Raw genomic sequence first — 20,070 nt, 5'->3', positions numbered from 1 at the left:
GGCACAGCCTGCCGGACCCGGTCGGGTACGGCTAGCGGGTAAGGGAATTGGGGGGTGACCGTGACGACAAGGGGCCGGGTCCGGACGATTCTCGTAGCAGTGCGGACGCGAGCGGACCGGTCGCCCCGGGTGAGGGGTTGCGGGCCGCGGGTCGGAAGGGCTGCGGGAGATGCGGCGGACACGGACGGAGAGACGACGGCGGTCGGTCCGTGTCCGCCCGTGGGAGGACGGCAGCCGATCCCCGACCCCGGGGGAGCCCTCGCGGCACACCTAGAGCCGGACGGTCGCCTCTCCGTCCGAGAAGACCGCCCGACGCGTACGCGACGTCACCGAGTCCACGCTCCCCCCGGCCTGGATCCCGTCGCGTACGCCTCGGGCGGTCACAACTCCGCCCGGGGCAGCGGCAGTCGTACGGTGAGTGTCGTGCCCTCCCCCGGTGCGCTGTCGACGCGCAGCTTGCCGCCGATCGCCTCCACGCGGTCGACGAGTCCGATGAGCCCGGAGCCGTGCCCGAGGTCGGCGCCGCCCACTCCGTCGTCGGCGATCGTCACCTCCAGGACGTCGTCCTCGGCCCGCGCGGTCACCTGCACGAAGCTCGCGCGCGCGTGCTTGGCGGCGTTGGTGAAGGACTCGGAGGTCACGTAGTAGACGGCGACCTCCGTCTGTTCCGGGAGGCGGCCCGGGGGCAGTCGCAGGTCGAGTTCCACCGGTACGGCGGAGCGGCGGGCGAGCGCGCGCAGGGCGGGGCCCAGGCCGCCCTTGGAGAGGATCGCGGGGTGGATGCCGCGCGCGATCTGCAGCAGGTCGGTGAAGGCGTCGTCCAGGCCTTTGGCGATGTGGTCCAGTTGCTCGGCGAGTTCCTCGGGCTGTTCGTCCAGCATCGACTGGGCGGTTCTGAGGTCGAGTTGGAGCGACACGATCCGCTGCTGGACTCCGTCGTGCAGATCGCGTTCGATACGGCGCCTGGAGGCGTCCCCGGCGGCGACCACGCGCGCGCGTGACGCCGTGAGCTGGTCTCGGCTGTCGGCGTTGGCGAGGGCGGTGGCGACGAGTTCGGTGAAGTCGGCGAGCCGGGACTCGGTGCCCGGGGGCAGCGGTTCGGGTCCGGCGGCGGTCGCGACGACGGCACCCCACAGCCGGTCGTCCACGACGATGGGGGCGCCCACCGAGCGGCCCACGCGCGCGGGGCGGGCGGTGCGGGCCACCGCCGCAGCCGCCGCCGTCGCGGCCGTACCGGCCACCGCGTCGGGTCCGTGGGCCGAACCGAGGACGGTGGCCGTGCCGTCGGCGCCGTAGCGCAGGACGGCGGCCGAGCCGCTGCTCAGGACCTTGCCCACCTGGTCGGCGACTTCGGAGAACACCTCACGCGGTGGCACTCCGCGGGCGACGAGGGTGGCGACCCGGCGCAGGGCGGTCTGTTCGCGGGCGGTGCGGCGGCTCTCGGTGACATCGCGCGCGGCGGCGTAGATCAGGCCCTCTCCGGTGACCGGGCGGGCGCTCCACTGGAGCCAGCGTTCGGTGCCGTCGTCCCGGAAGAAGCGGTTCTCGAACTCGCCCAGTTCGACGCCGCTCGCCAGCCGGTCGAGGGCGGCACGCGTGTGTGCCCGGTCCTCCGGGTGCACGAACTCCAGCCACGGTCTGCCGAGCAGTGCCTCGGCGGAGTGGCCGAGGGTCCGCTCGAAGGCGGGGTTCACGCGCTTGAAGTAGCCGTCGAGTCCCGCGATGCACAACAGGTCGAGGGAGAGGTGGAAGATGCTCGCCAGCTCCTGCTCGGCCTTGTCGCGTCGCCCGTGAGCGGCGGCGAAGGACGCCATGGTGCCGTTCATACCGCCGAGCAGCTCGGCCCAGGTTCCCTCGAAGGCGGCGACGTCCGCGCGGTGGCCGAGCCGGTTGTCGTCGATCGCCGTGTTCATGGTGGTGATCTCGCCGGCGAGCCGCTCGGTGGTCACCCGCAGTTCGCGGAACGTGTCGGCGACGGCGCCGAGTTCGTCCCGGCCCGCGTACCGGATGTCGTACGACAGATCGCCCTCGGAGAGCGCCCGCGCGCCCGCGGAGACCTCGCTGAGGGGGCGAGTGATCGACAGCCGCAGGGCCAGTGCGAGGACGGTGACGGCGGCCAGGACGACCAGCGACACGCTGAGGTCACGGGTCTCACGCGCGCGTGCGGCGTCCAGGTCGCGCGCGGCGTCACGGCCCAGTTCGGATGCGGCCTGGTGCTGGATGACGCGCAGCGCCTCGATGCGTTGGGTGGAGGCGGTCAGCCAACTGTCGTACGTGGGCCAGGCGTTCCGCTGGGCGTGCGGGTCGGCGAGGGTCTCGCGGGTCTTGCGGACGACGAGGCCGGGGTGCTGGAGGAGGACGACGTACAGCCTGCCCTTGAGGCCGGCGGGCGCGGTCTGGTCGAAGTCGTCCAGGAGCGCCTTCTCCAGGGCGGACCAGCGGTCCGTGGCGGTGGGGCGCGGGGCGCCCGGGGCGGCGAACAGGACGGCCAGCTCGGTGCGTTCGCGTTCGGCGGCCTCGATGGCGTTCAGGAGCGCGATGTGGGCGTCGGCGGCCTGGCCCGAGGCGCGGGTGGGACGACCGGACTCCAGGGTGGCGGCCAGCTCCAGGAGGTCGTTCTCGATCGTGTCGTACTGGTCGGCGAGTCGGGGCGCGGTGAGGGAGCCGGTCCCGGTCTGGAGCCGCAGGGCGCGCAGTTGACGGCCTCGGGCGTCGAGCCGGCCCGGCACATCCGGCGGTCCGGTCCAGCCGACGGTGTCGAGGAGGGCCGTGTGCAGGGCTTCGTCGGTGGCGTGCTGGGCCCCGGTGCGTTCCTTCAGTGTCACCGGTCCGGGGCGCAGCCGGGCCTTCACGGCGGCGATGCGTTCCCTGGCGAGCGCGTCGGTCAGCGCGGTGGTCCGGAACGACAGCTCGGTCGCCGTTCGGAAGTCCCGCAGTGTCTGTGCGTCGTGCCACTGGGAGACGGCGCCGAACGCGGTGAACGCCATCATGCCGGTCACCGGGAGCAGCACCAGGAGCATCAGCTTGCGCCCGACGCGCAGCCGGGCGAGGAAGGGGATGCGGAGGGCGGCGGGATGCCGGGGGCGGCGCATGGCGGGATCTCAGCAGCGGCCGGTGGGTGGGGAGTGCGGGTGGTGGTCGGTCACGTGCTCAGCCTGCCCCGAACCAGCCATGATCGTCAGGGTCTTGGAGAGGACGGGTACCGCGAAGTCGGGCACACGCGCGTGGCGCTCGGGGCGGGCACACGCGCGTGGTGCCCGTTTTCACGATGGGTTCATCTTCACGATGGGTTCATCGGATATCCGTCGTGCGCCGCGAGGTCCTTGTCGATCGCCTTGGCCGCCTGGTCCAGAGTGGCTTGGACCGGCGCCCGATCGAAGATGATCTTCGCGAAGGCGCGGGAGAAGGCGTCGGTGATCGCCGGGTAGGCCGGTGTCTGCGGCCGGGGGCGGGCCACGCCGTCCCGGAGTTGCTCGATGAACAGGTGCTCGGGTCCGCCGGGGGCGTACTGCGGAGAGAGCTTGATCGCGCTCTCGGTGGCCGGGATCGCCCCGTTGGCCGTGGTCATCCGGTGCACCTGGGCGGGCTGGAGCAGGAAGGACAGGAAGCGCCACACGGCGTCGCCGTCGGCGTCGCCCGCCGGGACCCCCCACTGGAAGGAGCCCATGCCGGTGACGGTGCCCTGGCCGAAGTCGGGCAGCGGGACGATCGTGACGTCCCCGGGGAAGGCCTTGTTGAATTCCGGATAGGTCCAGTGGCCGCACCAGGAGATCGCGCTGCGGCCACTGACGAACGCCTTGTCGTCCTTGACCATGTCGATGAGCCCCGCCTTGGCCCAGTTCTGCATGGTGGTGAGGGCCTCGACCGAGCCGGGGCCGTTCACGTAGCCGTCGGCGGTGCGGTGGTTGCCGGGCTCGATGAGGTCGCCGCCCGCCGACCACACGGCGGGCGCGAAGCCGTAGGTGTTCCACTCCTGGCCCGGCTGCGAGTAGACGAGCCGCAGGTCGAGCGGCGCCCGGTAGCCCTGGGTGCGCAACTTCCGCAGGATGCCGGTCAGTTCGGTGGCCGTCCAGGCGTCCTTGGGGCCGGTCGGGATACGTATTCCGGCCTTCTTCAGGACGGACTTGCGCACATACAGGCCCATGCCCGAGTCGAAGGTGCCGATGCCCCACAACCTGCCCGCGTAGGTGCCCTGTTGACGGATCGTCGGCAACAGGTCGGCGCGGACGCTCGCGGGCACGCAGGAGTCGATCGGCCGCAGCTTGCCGGACCAGGCGTAGCTGTAGAGGTTGGGCCCGTCGAAGTCGAGGAGGTCGGGCAGGTCCCCGCTGGCTGCGGCGGACAGCACCAGATCGGTGTAGGCACGGTCCTCGGGGAGGGTCACCAACTCGACCCGCACCTGTTTCTGCCGCCTGTTGAACTCCTTCACCTGGCTCTGCAACGTCGTGAACTCGCCGCTCGGGCCCGCGTGGTACCAGACGGTGATGTGCGCGGTGCCGTTGATCTTCCCGTCGCAGGTGGTGTCCTTCGGGGACGCGCTCACGCCTTTGGCATCGCTGCCGCCGTCGTCGCACGCGGCCAGCAGCAGGGCCGCGCACAGCATCCAGGGGACCAGGGTGCCCCGTACCCGGCGAATCGCGGGCCACGCGCGCGTGGCGCTCGTACCGCTCATGGCACACCCCCACTCGACCTGACGACCGGGCCTCCCCAGGGCTCCGACATGCTACCGCCCGTCGTATCGCCATCGCCCTGTGTGCACGAGAACCTTCTTTCACGGCACGGGACTTCAGCACTTTCCGGCTAGCTGGAAAGCGCGACCGACCACCGGTTGGCAAGCTGTGGACATGTCGCTGCGCTGTCTCCTCGTCGATGACAGCGCCCGGTTCCTGGAGGCGGCCCGCGCCCTGCTGGAACGTGGCGGAGTCGAGGTCGTCGGCATCGCCTCGACGGGCGCGGACGCCCTCTCCCAGGCCCGGGAGACGGCCCCCGACGTCGTCCTGGTCGATCTCGACCTCGACGGCGAGAACGGCTTCGACGTCGCGCGCCGCCTGGTGGGCGACGTACCGGCGGTGATCCTCATCTCGACCCACTCCCGGGAGGACTTCCAGGAACTGATCGCCGCCAGCCCCGCGCACGGATTCCTGCACAAGTCGTCCCTGTCCGCGCGGGCGATCAGGGACGTCCTGAGCGACGGCGGGCCGGCCGCGCAGCCCTGATCCCACCCACCACGACTCGGCCAGGTCACACCGGGCTGTTGGGCGGCAGGTGTTGTCGGGACTTGGTCAACACGCTTCAATGCGGGGGAACTCGGGGCGTGAACGACGGCGTACGGATGTGAAGACCCTTCTCCGGCGCCGACGGGGGCCCCGAAGCAACCCGCGTGAACGGTCTGACCAGCCGTTGTGAACATTCACAGAAAGGGCCCCTGCATGCCGCACGCCACACAGCAGGCGGATGTCGCCACCGCGGAACTCGACTCGGCCCTGCGCGGCGGCCCCTTCCACGTCGCACTGCGCGCCGCCATCGCCGCCCGCGGACTGCCACTGCAACGCGTCCAGCACCATCTGACGCGCTACGGGGTCAAGGTCGGCGTCACCAGCCTGAGTTACTGGCAGCAGGGCGCCCGCCGCCCGCAGCGCCCCGAGTCGCTGCGGGCCGTACGGGCGCTGGAGGAGATCCTCCAGCTCCCGGAGGAGTCCCTGATCCGGCTGCTCGCCGAGGCCGAGGAACGCGCGGTCGCCGCCCGCCCCGCGGCCCGCTCCTACCGCTCCTTCGTCGAGGCCTCGGGCGTCCTGGAACAGCTCCTGGCCGAACTGGAGTCCACGCCCGACAGCGGGCTGCACACCTTCGGGCACCACGAGCGGGTGCGCGTCGGCCCGCGCCGCGAGCTGGCGAGCCGCGAGTCGCACCACATCGTGCGCGCCCACCGGGACGGCGTCGACCGCTTCATCGCCGTCCACTACGGTGACCCGGGCTGCACCCCGGAGCACATGACCGTGCACGCCCTGGAGAACTGCCGCACGGGCCGCGTCCGCCGCCACCACGAAACCGGCATGCTGGTCGCCGAGTTCCTCTTCGGCACCCGGTTGCGCTCGGGAGATACGTTCCTCTTCCGCTACGGCGTCGAGGACGGCACCGCCGGCGTCTCCCGCGAGTACGTGCGTGACTTCGGTTCCGCGGGCGGCCAGTACGCGCTTCAGGTGAGCTTCGACGAGAGCGCGCTGCCGACGCGCTGCCACCGCTTCACCCAGCACTCGGCGGCGGCCCCGCGCAGCGGCCGTCAGGAGCTGCGCCTGACCGGACACCACTCGGTGCACCTCGTGGAGCCACGGATGCGGTCGGGGATCGTGGGGATCGGCTGGGACTGGGATTGAGCCGCCGCGGGCCCGGCGCCCCAGGGGTCAGGCGCCCGGTCCCGCGACGATCCTGCCGTTCTCGGCCGTCACCTTCAGCTCCGTCAGCGGCTCGGTGGCCGGGGACTGGAGCACCTTGCCCGTGGTGGCGTCGAACTGGCTGCCGTGGCACGGGCAGATGAGAGTCGTGCCGTCCAACTTGTCGATGGGGCACTGCGCGTGCGTGCAGATCGTGCTGTACGCCTTGAGGGTGCCGTTCGCGGCCCGGCTGACGACCACGTTGCTGTCCCGGTAGAGCTTGGCACTGCCCTTGGCGATCTCGCTCTCCGCGCCGAGGTCCACGGGCGCGGTCGGCGTGGCGGAGGCCCCTGAGCCGCCGCCCGAGCAGGCGGCGAGTCCGAGCCCGGCGACGGGCGCGAGGGCCGCTCCGCGCAGGACGGTACGACGGCTCGGGACGGGGCGGGCGGGCATGGGGGTCTCCAGCTGTCGTTCGGGCTGTTCAGCGGTCGGTGCACGGCGACGATACCCGTGGCGTTCCGCCCGCTTTGCGGTGGGTTCGCCGAAGAGGCGCTCACGGTACGTAAACGTTTGCGCAAGCGTTTACGTCGGGCGCCGGATGGGATACGTTCCCGGCCGGAAGACCTGCCGTACCGCAGACAGGGGGGACTCACGGTGGCCACCATGGCCGATGTCGCACGCAGCGCCGGTGTGTCCGTCGCGACCGTCTCGCACGTCCTGAACGACACCCGCCCGGTGCTGCCGGGCACCCGGCAGGCCGTGCTGAGCGCGATCGAGGAACTGGGCTACACCCCCAACACCCTCGCCCGTTCCCTGGTGACGTCCCGCACCCGTTCCATCGGCCTCGCGGTGTCGGCGATCAGCAACCCGTACTTCACGGAGATCCTCCAGGGCGTCGAGGCCGGCGCCCTGGAACACGGCTACAGCCTGCTCATCGCCGACCCGCACGACGACCCTGAGCACGAACTCAAGGTCGGCCGACTCCTGCACGAGCGCCGGGTGGACGGCATGCTCGTCGCGCCCTCGGCGGAACCGGACGCCCTGGTCGCCTACCTCGGGCGGCACGCCGTACCGACGGTGTTCCTGGACCGGGTGGTCGAGGCACCCTCGGGTGACGCGTTCCCCTTCGACCAGGTGTGCGCCGAGAACATCGAGCCGACGGCACAACTGGTCACGCACCTCGCCGGACTGGGCCACCGCCGCATCGGCCTCGTCGCGGGCCGACCCGGGCTCAGCACCACCGGCGAGCGGATCGCCGGATACCGGCACGGCCTGGCCGCCGCCGGACTCCCTTACGACGAGCGGCTGTTGGCGCACGGCGACTCCGAGTCGGCCGCCGCCGAGCGGGCCACCGCGGCCCTGCTGTCCCTCACCGCCCCGCCCACGGCCCTGGTCACCGCCAACAACGCGATGACCATCGGCGCCCTGCGCGCCCTGCGCGAGCGCGGTCTGTCAGTCCCCGGCGACCTGGCGCTGTGCTGCTTCGACGACTTCGCCTGGGCCGACCTGTTCGAGCCCCGGCTCACCGCGATCGCCCAGCCCAGCAAGGAGATCGGCGCCGAGGCCGTACGGCTGCTGCTGGACCGGCTCGCCGCGCCGGACCGGCCCGGCCGTGTGCTGCGGCTCCCCTGCGCGTTCGTCCACCGCACGTCGTGCGGCTGTCCCGACCAGCCCGAGAAGTCCACGAAGGGAAACGTCTCGTGATCGTCGTCGCCGGTGAGGCCCTGATCGATCTGGTACCGCAGGGCCCGGGCGCCCTCGCGGTCCTCAAGCCGGCGCTCGGCGGCGGCCCCTACAACACCGCCGTCGCGCTCGGCCGGCTCGGCTCCGCCACCGCCTTCTGCTCGCGCGTCTCCCAGGACGCGTTCGGCGAGGCCCTGCTCGCCGGGCTGCGACAGGCCGACGTGGACGTCCTGGACGTGCAGCGCGGCCCGGAGCCGACCACGCTCGCGGCGGCCACGCTCGACGCGAACGGCTCGGCCACGTACTCCTTCTACGTCGACGGCACCGCCGACCGGCTCTTCGCGATGCCCTACACGCTCCCCGCCGAGACCGAGGCGGTGTCCTTCGGCACCTGTTCGCTCGTCCTGGAGCCGGGTGCGAGCGCCTACGAGGAGTTGATGCGGGCCGCTGCCGCACAGGGCGTGTTCACCGCGCTCGACCCGAACATCCGGGCCGGTCTGATCCCCGACGCGGACGCCTACCGCGCGCGCTTCAAAAGTTGGCTGCCGCACGTGTCGCTGCTGAAGCTCTCCGAGGAGGACGCGCTGTGGCTGGGGGGCAATCCCGTCGAGTGGCTGGCCGCCGGTCCCTCGGCCGTCGTGATCACCCAGGGCGGCGACGGTCTCACCGCGTTCACCCGGGACGGCAAGGTGTATCCGGTGCCGGGCGAGAAGGTCGACGTCGTGGACACGATCGGGGCCGGCGACACCGTCAACGCGGCGCTGCTGCACGGTCTGTCGGCCCGGGACGCGCTGTCCCCGGAGGGGCTGGCTGGCCTCGGCCGCGACGGCTGGACCCGGCTGCTGGGGTACGCGGCGCGGGCGGCGGCGATCACGTGTTCCCGGGCGGGGGCGGAGCCGCCGTACGCCTCCGAACTGGGCGCTGTTTGACGGGCGTTGAGCGGATGCGGCGCCTCGCGGGGAGTCCCCGCGAGGCGCCGCATCGGTGTCCTTGCTCCGGTCAGGCCTTGCGGGCCCGCGTCGTCTTCTTCGCGGGCGCGGCCTTCTTGGCGGGCGCGGCCTTCTTCGCCGGGACCGCCGCCGTCTTCTTGGCGGCGACCTTGCGCGGGGCCTTCACCGGGGCTCCGTCGCTGATCCGGTCGGCGTCGAGGATCTCGCGCAGGAACTTGCCGGTGTGGCTGGCCCCCACCGCGGCGACCTGCTCCGGTGTGCCCTCGGCGATGACGAGTCCGCCGCCCGCGCCGCCCTCGGGGCCCATGTCGACGACCCAGTCGGCCACCTTGATCACGTCGAGGTTGTGCTCGATGACGATGACCGTGTTGCCCTTGTCGACAAGGCCGCCGAGCACGGTGAGGAGCTTGCTGATGTCCTCGAAGTGCAGGCCGGTGGTGGGCTCGTCCAGGACGTAGACCGTACGGCCGGTGGAGCGGCGCTGGAGCTCGCTGGCGAGCTTGACGCGCTGGGCCTCTCCGCCGGACAGGGTGGTCGCGGACTGGCCGAGCCGGACGTAGCCGAGGCCGACGTCCTTGAGGGTGTTGAGGTGACGGGCGATCCCGGGGACCGCCTCGAAGAACTCCGTGGCCTCCTCGATGGGCATGTTCAGGACGTCGGCGATGGACTTGCCCTTGTAGTGGACGTCCAGGGTCTCGCGGTTGTACCGGGCGCCGTGGCAGACCTCGCACGGGACGTAGACGTCCGGCAGGAAGTTCATCTCGATCTTGATGGTGCCGTCGCCCGCGCAGTTCTCGCAGCGGCCGCCCTTGACGTTGAAGGAGAAGCGGCCGGGCAGATAGCCCCGCACCTTCGCCTCGGTCGTCTCCGCGAACAGCTTGCGGACGTGGTCGAAGACTCCGGTGTACGTCGCCGGGTTGGACCGGGGGGTGCGGCCGATCGGCGACTGGTCGACGTGCACGACCTTGTCGACGAGGTCGTCGCCGTCCACGCGCGTGTGCCGACCCGGTACGTTCCTCGCGCCGTTCAGCTCGCGGGCCAGGTGCGTGTACAGGATGTCGTTGACCAGGGTCGACTTGCCGGAGCCGGAGACGCCGGTGACCGCGGTGAACACGCCCAGGGGGAACGAGACGTCGATGTCCTGGAGGTTGTTCTCCCGGGCGCCGTGCACCGTGAGCCGACGGGACGGGTCGAGCGGGCGCCGGATCTCGGGCAGCGGGATGGCCTTCTTGCCGGACAGGTACTGCCCGGTCATCGACTCGTCGTTGGCGAGCAGCTCCTTCAGTGAGCCGCTGTGCACGACCTTGCCGCCGTGCTCGCCCGCGCCGGGGCCGATGTCGACGATCCAGTCGGCGACCTTGATGGTGTCCTCGTCGTGCTCGACGACGATGAGCGTGTTGCCCATGTCGCGCAGCCGGACCAGGGTCTCGATCAGCCGGTGGTTGTCGCGCTGGTGCAGGCCGATGGACGGCTCGTCGAGGACGTAGAGGACGCCTACGAGTCCGGAGCCGATCTGGGTGGCCAGGCGGATGCGCTGGGCCTCGCCGCCGGAGAGGGTGCCGGCCGCGCGGTTCAGCGAGAGGTAGTCGAGGCCGACGTCGACCAGGAAGCGCAGCCTCTCGTTGCACTCCTTCAGGACGCGTTCGGCGATCTTCTTGTCGCGGGCGTCGAGCTTCATGCCGCCCAGGAACTCCGCGCAGTCGCTGATGGACATGCCGGAGATCTCGGCGATCGACTTGTCCATGATCGTGACCGCGAGGACGACGGGCTTCAGGCGCGTGCCGTGACAGGTGGGGCAGGGCACCTCGCGCATGTAGCCCTCGAAGCGCTCCCTGCTGGCGTCGCTCTCCGCCTCGCCGTGCCGCCGCTTCACGAAGGGGACGGCGCCTTCGAAGGGCGTCGTGTAGACCCGCTCGCGGCCGTACCTGTTGCGGTACCGCACCTCGATCTGCGTCTTGTGGCCGTAGAGCAGGGCCTTCTTGGCGCGCTGCGGGAGGCCCGCGAAGGGGATGTCGGTGCGGAAGCCCAGGGCGTCCGCGAGGGCGCCGATGAGACGGCCGAAGTAGTCCTTGGTGTGGCCGTGCGACCAGGGGTGGATGGCGCCCTCGTCCAGGGACTTGTCCTCGTCCGGGACGATCAGCTCGGCGTCGACCTCCATGCGCGTGCCGATGCCGGAGCACTCGGGGCAGGCGCCGAAGGGCGAGTTGAAGGAGAAGGAGCGGGGCTCCAGCTCCTCGAAGGACAGGTCGTCGTACGGGCAGTACAGGTGCTCCGAGAACATGCGCTCGCGCTCGGGGTCGTCCTCGGGGAGGTCGACGAAGTCGAGCACGATCATGCCGCCGGACAGTCCGAGGGCGGTCTCCACGGAGTCGGTGAGGCGGCGCTTGGCGGAGTCCTTCACCGTGAGGCGGTCGATGACCACCTCGATGGTGTGCTTCTCCTGCTTCTTCAGGACGGGCGGTTCGGAGAGCTGGATGGTCTCGCCGTCCACGCGCGCGCGGCTGTAGCCCTTGGTCTGGAGGTCCGCGAACAGGTCGACGAACTCGCCCTTGCGCTCGCGCACCAGCGGCGACAGGACCTGGAAGCGGCTCCCCTCCGGGAGGGCGAGGACCTTGTCGACGACGGCCTGCGGCGACTGGCGCGTGATCGGACGGCCGCACTCCGGGCAGTGCGGCTTGCCGATGCGCGCGAAGAGCAGCCGTAGGTAGTCGTAGACCTCGGTGATGGTGCCGACCGTCGAGCGCGGGTTGCGCGAGGTCGACTTCTGGTCGATGGAGACGGCCGGGGAGAGACCCTCGATGAAGTCGACGTCCGGCTTGTCCATCTGGCCGAGGAACTGGCGGGCGTACGAGGAGAGCGATTCCACGTAGCGCCGCTGGCCCTCGGCGAAGATCGTGTCGAAGGCCAGGGAGGACTTGCCCGACCCGGACAGGCCCGTGAAAACGATGAGCGAGTCGCGTGGAAGGTCGAGCGAGACATTCTTCAGATTGTGCTCGCGCGCGCCACGGACGATGAGACGGTCGGCCACGCCGGTCCGCACCTTTCTTGAGAGAAGTGACAGGGGCGGGGCCCCCGTCGTTCTCAGACTAGGGGGAGCCACTGACAACGCCGGTCGGAATCCCGGCCGAGGCATAACAACCTCCGGCCTTCCAGCATGCCCGACGCCGCACCCGACGATATAGCACGTGCATTCGATTTACGGCACTGCTTCACCACCTTCACCCAAAGGTGTGGCGGGACTAGGGTCAGCAGCATGATTGATCACGCTCATGACCTGGCCTCTGTACATGACGCGACCGAACGGCTCCTCACCGCAGCCGCCGCACTGGACAACGCCTCGGCCGCCGAGCCGTCACGGCTTCCCGGCTGGAGCCGCAATCACGTCCTCGCCCACATCGCCCGCAACGCGGACGCCCTCGTGAACGTCCTCGAAGGGCGCCCCATGTACGCGACGGCGAGCGTCCGTGACGCCGACATCGAGCGCGACGCCCCGCGCCCGCTCGACGCCCAGCTCGCCGATGTGCGCGAGAGCGGGGGCCGCTTCCAGGCGGTGGGCGCGGCTCCGGCGGACTGGTCGCGCCAAGTGGAGCTGCGCAACGGGGTCGTCGACACCGCGTCGAACGTGCCGTTCCGGCGGTGGGGCGAGGTCGAACTGCACCACGTGGACCTGGGCATCGGATACGAACTGGAGAACCTGCCCGAGGAGTTCACCCAACGGGAGATCGACTTCCTCGCCGAGCGGTTCACCGGGCACCCCGAAGTGGCGTCGACGCACCTTTCGGACGGCACGCGCGCGTGGAGCACGGGCCGGGCCGCCGAGAAGCCCGAAGTCACGGTCACCGGCAGCCCGGCGGATCTGCTCGGCTGGCTCTGCGGCCGCCGCGACGGGTCCGGCCTGACGGTCGACGGCGGCTCCTTGCCGACGCTTCCGCCGCTATAAGCCTCCGGGCCGGCGCTTCGCCCGCTGTACGCCTCCAGCCCTACCGTGCACAAGGCGTCCCGGTTCCGCACCCGAACGTCCGGGAGACATCGGCCACTTCGGAACGTCCTCCGGAAACGGATTAGGCTGACCGTCATGACGTACAGCGGCGAGGTCACGGTCGGTGGACCGGCGGATGTGCACGAACTCACGGACCTGATGATCACCAAGATCGCGGTCGGACCCATGAACAACAACGCGTATCTGCTGCGCTGTCGGGCCACGGACGAGCAGTTGCTGATCGACGCGGCCAACGACGCGGAGACCCTGCTCGGCACGATCGGTGACGACGGCATCGCGTCCGTCGTCACCACCCACCAGCACGGCGACCACTGGCAGGCGCTCGCCGAGGTCGTGACGGCCACGCGCGCGCGTACATACGCGGGGCGCGAGGACGCCGACGGCGTCCCGGTGCCGACCGACGTCCTGGTCGACGACGGCGACAGGATCCGGGTGGGGCAGGTGGAGCTGACCGCGCGCCACCTGGTGGGTCATACGCCGGGTTCGATCGCGCTCGTCTACGACGACCCGCACGGGCATCCTCATGTGTTCACCGGGGACTGTCTGTTCCCGGGTGGTGTGGGCAACACCCGTAAGGATCCCGAGGCGTTCGCCAGTCTGATCCACGACGTCGAGGCGAAGATCTTCGACGCGCTCCCGGACGAGACCTGGGTCTACCCGGGTCACGGCAACGACACGACGCTGGGCGCGGAACGCCCGCATCTGCCGGAGTGGCACGCGCGCGGGTGGTGAACCACGGGGCGCGGGTGGTGAACCACGGGGCGCGTGAAGCGGTTCACGCGCGCCCCGTGTGAATCCTTCGCACGCGCCGGTGTCGTACGCGCGCTCCCGGCACACATGATTGCGCGGTCAACTGGAAGCAGCCCCGCTCAGGACGACGGCTCCTGCGCGGATGGGCCGCCGGTCCATCGATCCCCGCCCTCGACCGGCGGCCCCGGCAAACGCGTCCCGGGCGTGATCGCACAGGAACTGTTCACAAGAACGCAACGCCCGTTCCCAATATGCGGACATTCAAGGCTGTGACCTCGACAAACAGGACGTTTGGCTGTCACTCTCCCGCCATGCACCTTGCCCCTCGCGTACCGAGTCGCGCGATAGCCGCCGTCACCATAGCCCTCCTCGCCACCGCCGTCGGCTGTGCTCCGCAACCGGAGGACAAGGCCTCCGACCAGGCCTCCACGTCGGCCGGGACCACCTGCGCCAAGGGCAAGCTGGCCACCCAGACCTCCGGCAAGCTGACGGTCGCGACGGACGAACCGGCGTACGAGCCCTGGTTCGAGGACGACAAGCCGGCCAACGGCAAGGGCTTCGAGTCGGCGGTCGCCTATGCCGTGGCGAAGCAGCTCGGCTACGACAAGAGCGCCGTCGTCTGGCAGAGCGTCCCCTTCAACAAGGCCTTCGCGCCCGGGGTGAAGACCTTCGACTTCGACATCAACCAGGTGTCGATCAGCGCCGAGCGCAAGAAGGCCGTCGACTTCTCGTCCGGCTACTACGACGTGCGCCAGGCCGTCATCGCGCTCAAGGGCAGCAAGGCCGCCAAGGCGACGACCATCGCGGGCCTGAAGGGCCTCAAGCTGGGCGCCCAGGTCGGCACCACGAGCCTGAACTACATCAGCGACGTGGTGAAGCCGACGCAGCAGGAGGCCGCGTTCTCCAAGAACGACCAGGCCGTGTCCGCGCTCAAGAACGGCCAGGTCGACGCGATCGTCGTCGACCTGCCGACCGCCTTCTACATCACCTCGGCCGAGGTGACCAACGCCAAGATCGTCGGCCAGTTCGAGAACCAGGGCGGCACGCCGGAGCAGTTCGGGCTCGTCCTCGACAAGGGCAGTGACCTCACGTCGTGCGTGACGTCGGCCGTGGATGCCCTCCGCAAGGACGGCACCCTGGCGGCGCTGGAGAAGCAGTGGCTGTCCGACGCCGTCGACGCCCCGGTCCTCAAGTGACCGTGGTGAAGGACGAGTCGGGCCAGGAGGGCTCGGACGACAAGGGCGACATGCCCGGCGGGGGCGACACGTACGTCCCCTCGGAGCGGCGCCTGGAGCGCGAACGTCACAAACGCGCGCGTGCCCGTCGCGCGACCGCGATCGCCGCGGTGTCGACCCTGGTCACGGCCGTCGTCCTGTACCTGGTCGTGGTCAGCGCGCCGGGCTGGGAGCGCACCAAGGAGACGTTCTTCGACGGGCACTACGCGCGCGAGGCGTTTCCCAAGGTCCTCGAAGGGCTGTGGCTGAACATCCGGCTGCTGCTGATCTGCGGTGTCCTGGTGCTCGTCCTGGGGATGCTGATCGCCATCGCGCGCACCCTGCGCGGGCCGGTGTTCTTCCCGCTGCGGGTGCTGGCGGCGGCCTACACGGACTTCTTCCGCGGGCTGCCGCTCATCATCAACCTGATGATCGTCGTCTTCGGAGTGCCCGCCCTGCGCCTCCAGGGTGTGACCGTCGACCCCGTGTGGCTGGGCGGTACGGCGCTGGTGCTGACGTACTCGGCGTACGTCGCCGAGGTGTTCCGCGCGGGCATCGAGTCCATCCACCCCTCGCAGCGCGCGGCGGCCCGCTCGCTGGGCCTGACCAACCGGCAGGCGCTGCGGCACGTGGTACTCCCCCAGGCCGTACGCCGGCAGGTGCCGCCCTTGTTGAACGATCTGGTGTCCCTCCAGAAGGACACCGGGCTCGTGTCGATCGGCGGCGCGATCGACGCCGTACGGGCGTCCGACATCATCGCGCAGCGCGCCCTCAACTACACGCCGTACATCGTCGCCGGGCTCGTCTTCGTGGCGCTGACCATCCCGATGACCCGCTTCACGGACTGGGTGACGGCCAGGATGGACCGGCAGCGCGCCCAGGGAGGCACGACATGAGCACCGACGACACTTCCCCCGTGCTGCGCATGGAGTCCGTCCGCAAGACCTTCGGTACGTCCGTCGTCCTGCGGGACGTCGACCTGGAGGTCCCGCAGCACACCGTGACCGCGCTGATCGGCGCGTCCGGCTCCGGCAAGTCGACGCTGCTGCGGTGCGCGAACCTCCTGGAGGACATCGACGACGGCGCGATCTGGCTGGACGGCGAGGAGATCACCGACCCGCGCGTCGACCAGGACGCGATACGGCGCCGTATCGGCGTGGTGTTCCAGGCGTACAACCTGTTCCCGCACATGACGGTCCTGGAGAACATCACCCTCGCCCCGCGCCGGGTGCACGGCGCGTCCCGCGCGGAGGCCGAGGCACACGCGCGTGAGCTGCTGGAGCGGCTCGGGCTCGGGGACAAGGCGGGCGCCTACCCGGACCGGCTCAGCGGCGGTCAGCAGCAGCGGGTCGCGATCGTGCGGGCCCTTGCCGTACGGCCGCGACTGCTGCTCTTCGACGAGATCACCGCCGCGCTCGACCCCGAGCTGGTGGGTGAAGTGCTCGCCGTCGTCCGGGACTTGAAGGACGAGGGCATGACCATGGTGCTGGCCACGCACGAGATGGGCTTCGCCCGGGACGTCGCCGACCAGGTGTGCTTCCTGGACGGGGGTGTGGTCCTGGAGCGCGGCACCGCCCAGCAGATCTTCGGCGACCCGCAGCAGGAGCGCACGCAGCGCTTCCTGCGCCGGATCGTGGAGGCGGGCCGGCTGTAAGGGGCGTGAACCAGGAGGCCGGTGCTTACGCGTCGGCCTTCCCCGCGCCCGCCAGCGCGGCGACCCGCTCCACGCCGAACACGTACCCCTGCACCCCGCACCCCGCGATGACACCGTCGGCACGCAGCGAGACGTACGAATGGTGCCGGAACGACTCGCGCTGGTGGATGTTGGAGATGTGGACCTCCAACACCGGTAGCCCGTCACAGGTGTTGAGGGCATCCAGGATCGCGATGGACGTGTGCGAGTACGCCCCCGGATTGATCACGATGCCGCAGTGGTTGAGCCGCGCCTCGTGGATCCAGTCGACCAACTCGCCCTCGTGGTTGGACTGCCGGAAGTCCACCGTGCCGCCGTGCCCGGCCGCCGCCTCGACGCACAGGGTCTCGACGTCGGCGAGTGTGTCGGAGCCGTAGATCTCCGGCTGGCGCTGGCCGAGGAGGTTCAGGTTGGGGCCGTTGAGGATCATGATCGGGGCGTTGGCCAGGGTGCGGGGCACGGTTCCTCCGGTCCGTTCGGACATGTCGTCGCAGGCGGGGCCGCCGGTCGACGGCCGCTGCTCGGACCCGGTCTATCACGCCGCCTCCGCACCACCGCGCGCCCCCGTAACCGACGTTCACTGTGGGTAGTTGACGCGGCATGCGTGATGCACCCACCGTAAGCACCCCGTCCATGCTCCGCCTCGCGACCGCCTCACTCGCCGGCACCGCGATCGAGTTCTACGACTTCTTCGTGTACGGCACGGCGGCGGCCCTGGTCCTCGGGCCCCTGTTCTTCCCGACGTTCTCGCCGGTGGCGGGGACGCTGGCCGCTTTCGGGACGTTCGGTGTGGGCTTCGTGGCGCGGCCGCTGGGCTCGATCCTGTTCGGGCATTTCGGGGACCGGCGTGGGCGGCGGCCGGTGCTCGTCGCCTCACTGCTGCTGACCGGCGGCTCGACGGTCTCGGTCGGCTGCGTACCGTCGTACGGCTCGATCGGGGTGGCCGCTCCCGTGCTCCTTCTGGTGCTGCGCTTTCTCCAGGGGCTGGGGCTGGGCGGCGAGTGGGGCGGGGCGGTGCTGCTGACCGCCGAGCACGCGCCGGCCGGGCGGCGCGGACTGTGGTCGAGCTTTCCGCAGATCGGTCCCGCGGTGGGGTTCCTGCTGGCCAACGGCGTGATGCTGACGCTGTCGGCGACCCTGACCGACGCGCAGTTCGCGCAGTGGGGCTGGCGGGTGCCGTTCTGGGTGGCCGGGGTGCTGGCCCTGGGCGGGCTGTGGCTGCGTTCGTCGCTCGCGGAGAGCCCCCGGTTCCTCGAAATCGACGACCACGCGCGCGTGCCGCTCGCCGAGGTCGTGCGCGAACACTGGCGGCTGGTCCTGCTGACCGCCGGGGCACTGTCGGTGGGGTACGCCATCTTCTACGCGGTGACGACCTGGTCCCTCGCCTACGGCACCGAGCGGCTCGGGGTCGGCCGTACCGAGATGCTGGCCTGCATCATGGCCGCCGTGGTGGTGAAGGGCTCGCTGACCCCGCTGGTGGCGCTGCTGAGCGACCGCTACGGGCGCAGACCGCTGTGTCTGCTGGGGTGCGCGGCCGCCGCGCTGTGGATGTTCCCGATGGTCGCGCTGCTCGCCACGGGAGCACCGCTGCTGATGTTCCTCGGCTTCTTGGGGGCGCTGCTCGCGTTCGTGACGATGTTCGCCGTGCTGGGCGCGTATCTGCCGGAGCTGTACGAGCCGCGGGTGCGCTGCACGGGCGCCGCCGTGGGCTACAACCTCGGCGGGGTCCTCGGCGGCGCCCTCACTCCGATCGTGGCGACGGCGCTCGCCGAGCACAGCGGGCGCGTTCCCTGGAGTGTGGGCGCCTATCTGACGGGGGTCGCGCTGTTCAGCCTGGGCTGTTTCGCACTGCTGCCGGAGACACGGCCGGTGCGGGTGGCGGTCCCCGCGCCGGCCACCGGGTGACCCGGCTACGGGTTGATCGCCAGCTCCAAGTACGCCGCGAACAGCACCAGATGGACCCCGCCCTGGAGCGGTGTCGCCCGTCCCGGCACCACGGTCAGGGAGCTGACCACCACGGTCAGGGCGAGCAGCACCATATGGGTCGAGCCGAGGCCGAGGACGAGCGGCCCGGAGAGCCAGATGGACGCCAGCGCGACGGCGGGGATGGTGAGGCCGATGCTGGCCATCGCCGAGCCGAGCGCGAGGTTGAGGCTGGTCTGCACCCGGTCGCGGCGGGCGGAACGCAGGGCGGCGATGGTCTCGGGGAGCAGCACGAGCAGCGCGATGATCACGCCGACCACGGCGTGGTGCAGCCCGGCGGCCTCGACGCCGGACTCGATGGTCGGCGAGACGCCCTTGGCCAGTCCTACGACACCGATCAGGGCGAGGCCGAGCAGGCCCAGGCTGATCAGGGCGGTGCGGGCGGACGGCGCGTCCGCGTGGTGGTCCTTGGTGATCACCGCACCCTGCCGGGAGATCGGCAGGAAGTAGTCGCGGTGCCGCACGGTCTGCGTGGCCACGAAGAGGCCGTACAGGGCGAGTGAGGACAGTGCGGCGAAGGTGAGCTGGGCGCCGGAGAACTCCGGGCCCGGCTTGCTGGTGGTGAAGGTCGGCAGGACCAGGCTGAGCGTGGCCAGGGTCGCCACGGTGGCGAGGGCGGCACCCGTGCCCTCGGGGTTGAAGACCGCCGTGCCGTGGCGCAGGGAGGCGACGATGAGGCACAGGCCGACGATGCCGTTGCAGGTGATCATGACGGCCGCGAAGACGGTGTCTCTGGCGAGGGTCGAGCTCTTGTCGCCGCCGTCGGCCATCAGGGTGACGATCAGGGCGACCTCGATGATCGTGACGGCGACGGCCAGGACCAGGGAGCCGAAGGGTTCGCCGACGCGGTGGGCGATGACCTCGGCGTGGTGCACCGCGGCCAGGACGGCCCCGGCGAGGACCAGGGTCACCAGGGCGACGACGACGCCGGGCAGGTCCTTGCGCCCCCAGGTGAAGATCAGCAGGACGGCTGCGAGCACCGGTACGAAGGTCGTCCACCGGGTGGTGAGCGACCTGAGCCGAGTGATCATGAAGAGATCCTCGCAGAGGCGTACGGGCCCCGCACTCCGGCGCCTCGGAGCCCGTCGCGCACTACTTGAACTCGGTCATGTCCAGGACGTCGCAGTCGGTGAAGGACGGCGGCCTGGTACACAGCGCGGCCATCTGCTGGGCGAATTCGGTGGTACCGGGATCGTTGCTGTTGCGCATGGCGTCGTCGTACGAGTCGAACTCGATCACGACCAGGACATGGCCGGGATTGTTCCGGTCGCGCAGCACGAGGCGGTGCGTCGGTCCGCCGGCCCGGCCCGCGAAGCGCTTGTCCGCCTCCTCCGCCACCGCCCGCATCTCGTCGAAGCGGTCGGTCTCGAAGTCCACGATCTGCACGAACTTCATCGCTGCGTCCATGAAGGCCTCCACCCGGCCG

At 70.7% G+C, this 20,070-nt stretch carries 17 protein-coding genes; 10 read left to right on the top strand and 7 right to left on the bottom strand.

All coding sequences use genetic code 11. The features are described from left to right. Positions 1-380 precede the first annotated feature (380 nt). Together ACWIHT_RS18075 and ACWIHT_RS18070 are read right to left on the bottom strand one after the other, a co-directional pair. Positions 381-3,092 (bottom strand): PAS domain S-box protein, encoded by a 2,712-nt coding sequence (locus tag ACWIHT_RS18075; protein ID WP_456169098.1) that lies wholly within the window; start codon positions 3,090-3,092, stop codon positions 381-383. A gap of 188 nt (positions 3,093-3,280) precedes the next feature. Further along, positions 3,281-4,672: an ABC transporter substrate-binding protein gene (locus tag ACWIHT_RS18070; RefSeq protein ID WP_456169097.1), complete on the bottom strand. Its 1,392-nt coding sequence runs from the start codon at positions 4,670-4,672 to the stop codon at positions 3,281-3,283. A 172-nt stretch (positions 4,673-4,844) separates the two neighbouring features. Between ACWIHT_RS18070 and ACWIHT_RS18065 the strand changes: the two genes are divergently transcribed. Both ACWIHT_RS18065 and ACWIHT_RS18060 read left to right on the top strand, forming a co-directional pair. Beyond that, positions 4,845-5,216 (top strand): response regulator, encoded by a 372-nt coding sequence (locus ACWIHT_RS18065; protein WP_456169096.1) that lies wholly within the window; start codon positions 4,845-4,847, stop codon positions 5,214-5,216. Positions 5,217-5,429: 213 nt separating this feature from the next. Continuing rightward, on the top strand, positions 5,430-6,374 hold the full coding sequence (locus ACWIHT_RS18060) for a hypothetical protein (protein WP_456169095.1): 945 nt from the start codon (positions 5,430-5,432) through the stop codon (positions 6,372-6,374). Between the two features lie 27 nt (positions 6,375-6,401). On the opposite strand, the gene ACWIHT_RS18055 is transcribed toward ACWIHT_RS18060, so the two are convergent. Beyond that, entirely contained in the window at positions 6,402-6,824 is a 423-nt protein-coding gene (locus ACWIHT_RS18055) for a Rieske 2Fe-2S domain-containing protein (protein ID WP_456169094.1), read from the bottom strand. A gap of 201 nt (positions 6,825-7,025) precedes the next feature. Here ACWIHT_RS18055 and ACWIHT_RS18050 point away from each other — a divergent pair, with 201 nt between their 5' ends. After that, positions 7,026-8,075, top strand: a complete 1,050-nt coding sequence (locus tag ACWIHT_RS18050; RefSeq protein ID WP_456169093.1) for a LacI family DNA-binding transcriptional regulator — start codon at positions 7,026-7,028, stop codon at positions 8,073-8,075. Next, entirely contained in the window at positions 8,072-8,983 is a 912-nt protein-coding gene (locus ACWIHT_RS18045) for a carbohydrate kinase family protein (RefSeq protein ID WP_456169092.1), read from the top strand. The genes ACWIHT_RS18050 and ACWIHT_RS18045 overlap by 4 nt, the downstream gene beginning before the upstream one ends. 70 nt (positions 8,984-9,053) lie before the next feature. Here ACWIHT_RS18045 and uvrA read toward each other — a convergent pair whose 3' ends face one another. Then, on the bottom strand, positions 9,054-12,032 hold the full coding sequence (uvrA, locus tag ACWIHT_RS18040) for an excinuclease ABC subunit UvrA (protein ID WP_456169091.1): 2,979 nt from the start codon (positions 12,030-12,032) through the stop codon (positions 9,054-9,056). 225 nt (positions 12,033-12,257) lie between these two features. On the opposite strand from uvrA, the gene ACWIHT_RS18035 reads away from it, so the two are divergent. From ACWIHT_RS18035 to ACWIHT_RS18015, 5 genes are all read left to right on the top strand, one after another. Beyond that, on the top strand, positions 12,258-12,944 hold the full coding sequence (locus ACWIHT_RS18035) for a maleylpyruvate isomerase family mycothiol-dependent enzyme (RefSeq protein ID WP_456169090.1): 687 nt from the start codon (positions 12,258-12,260) through the stop codon (positions 12,942-12,944). A 135-nt stretch (positions 12,945-13,079) separates the two neighbouring features. After that, the gene (locus ACWIHT_RS18030; protein WP_456169089.1) at positions 13,080-13,736 is read left to right on the top strand and encodes an MBL fold metallo-hydrolase; all 657 of its coding nucleotides are present in this window, start codon (positions 13,080-13,082) and stop codon (positions 13,734-13,736) included. A 329-nt stretch (positions 13,737-14,065) separates the two neighbouring features. After that, positions 14,066-14,950, top strand: coding sequence for an ABC transporter substrate-binding protein (locus tag ACWIHT_RS18025; protein WP_456169088.1), 885 nt, complete (start codon positions 14,066-14,068; stop codon positions 14,948-14,950). Further along, positions 14,947-15,864: an amino acid ABC transporter permease gene (locus ACWIHT_RS18020; RefSeq protein WP_456169087.1), complete on the top strand. Its 918-nt coding sequence runs from the start codon at positions 14,947-14,949 to the stop codon at positions 15,862-15,864. Before ACWIHT_RS18025 ends, ACWIHT_RS18020 begins: the two co-directional genes overlap by 4 nt. Continuing rightward, positions 15,861-16,622 carry an amino acid ABC transporter ATP-binding protein gene (locus ACWIHT_RS18015; RefSeq protein WP_456169086.1) on the top strand — a complete coding sequence of 254 codons (762 nt, stop codon included), beginning with the start codon at positions 15,861-15,863 and terminating at the stop codon, positions 16,620-16,622. The genes ACWIHT_RS18020 and ACWIHT_RS18015 overlap by 4 nt, the downstream gene beginning before the upstream one ends. A 25-nt stretch (positions 16,623-16,647) precedes the next feature. On the opposite strand, the gene aroQ is transcribed toward ACWIHT_RS18015, so the two are convergent. Next, positions 16,648-17,121 carry a type II 3-dehydroquinate dehydratase gene (gene aroQ, locus ACWIHT_RS18010; protein ID WP_456169085.1) on the bottom strand — a complete coding sequence of 158 codons (474 nt, stop codon included), beginning with the start codon at positions 17,119-17,121 and terminating at the stop codon, positions 16,648-16,650. 140 nt (positions 17,122-17,261) lie between these two features. Between aroQ and ACWIHT_RS18005 the strand changes: the two genes are divergently transcribed. Then, the gene (locus ACWIHT_RS18005) at positions 17,262-18,566 is read left to right on the top strand and encodes an MFS transporter (RefSeq protein WP_456169084.1); all 1,305 of its coding nucleotides are present in this window, start codon (positions 17,262-17,264) and stop codon (positions 18,564-18,566) included. A gap of 5 nt (positions 18,567-18,571) precedes the next feature. On the opposite strand, the gene ACWIHT_RS18000 is transcribed toward ACWIHT_RS18005, so the two are convergent. Both ACWIHT_RS18000 and ACWIHT_RS17995 read right to left on the bottom strand, forming a co-directional pair. After that, positions 18,572-19,675, bottom strand: coding sequence for a calcium:proton antiporter (locus ACWIHT_RS18000; protein WP_456169083.1), 1,104 nt, complete (start codon positions 19,673-19,675; stop codon positions 18,572-18,574). A gap of 61 nt (positions 19,676-19,736) precedes the next feature. Continuing rightward, positions 19,737-20,051 carry a hypothetical protein gene (locus ACWIHT_RS17995; RefSeq protein ID WP_456169082.1) on the bottom strand — a complete coding sequence of 105 codons (315 nt, stop codon included), beginning with the start codon at positions 20,049-20,051 and terminating at the stop codon, positions 19,737-19,739. Between the last annotated feature and the right edge of the window lie 19 nt (positions 20,052-20,070).

The organism is Streptomyces sp. NPDC002276 (genome assembly GCF_053891435.1).
Note: the sequence above shows the minus strand (reverse complement) of the source record. Positions and strands in the feature narration are given on the sequence as shown.

What these genes read in the sequence shown, in the direction of transcription:
- ACWIHT_RS18075 (WP_456169098.1), bottom strand. Translation starts at nt 3,092, where the DNA reads ATGCGCCGCCCCCGGCATCCCGCCGCCCTCCGCATCCCCTTCCTCGCC.
- ACWIHT_RS18070 (WP_456169097.1), bottom strand. Translation starts at nt 4,672, where the DNA reads ATGAGCGGTACGAGCGCCACGCGCGCGTGGCCCGCGATTCGCCGGGTA.
- ACWIHT_RS18065 (WP_456169096.1), top strand. Translation starts at nt 4,845, where the DNA reads ATGTCGCTGCGCTGTCTCCTCGTCGATGACAGCGCCCGGTTCCTGGAG.
- ACWIHT_RS18060 (WP_456169095.1), top strand. Translation starts at nt 5,430, where the DNA reads ATGCCGCACGCCACACAGCAGGCGGATGTCGCCACCGCGGAACTCGAC.
- ACWIHT_RS18055 (WP_456169094.1), bottom strand. Translation starts at nt 6,824, where the DNA reads ATGCCCGCCCGCCCCGTCCCGAGCCGTCGTACCGTCCTGCGCGGAGCG.
- ACWIHT_RS18035 (WP_456169090.1), top strand. Translation starts at nt 12,258, where the DNA reads ATGATTGATCACGCTCATGACCTGGCCTCTGTACATGACGCGACCGAA.
- ACWIHT_RS18030 (WP_456169089.1), top strand. Translation starts at nt 13,080, where the DNA reads ATGACGTACAGCGGCGAGGTCACGGTCGGTGGACCGGCGGATGTGCAC.
- ACWIHT_RS18025 (WP_456169088.1), top strand. Translation starts at nt 14,066, where the DNA reads ATGCACCTTGCCCCTCGCGTACCGAGTCGCGCGATAGCCGCCGTCACC.
- ACWIHT_RS18015 (WP_456169086.1), top strand. Translation starts at nt 15,861, where the DNA reads ATGAGCACCGACGACACTTCCCCCGTGCTGCGCATGGAGTCCGTCCGC.
- ACWIHT_RS18005 (WP_456169084.1), top strand. Translation starts at nt 17,262, where the DNA reads ATGCGTGATGCACCCACCGTAAGCACCCCGTCCATGCTCCGCCTCGCG.
- ACWIHT_RS18000 (WP_456169083.1), bottom strand. Translation starts at nt 19,675, where the DNA reads ATGATCACTCGGCTCAGGTCGCTCACCACCCGGTGGACGACCTTCGTA.
- ACWIHT_RS17995 (WP_456169082.1), bottom strand. Translation starts at nt 20,051, where the DNA reads ATGGACGCAGCGATGAAGTTCGTGCAGATCGTGGACTTCGAGACCGAC.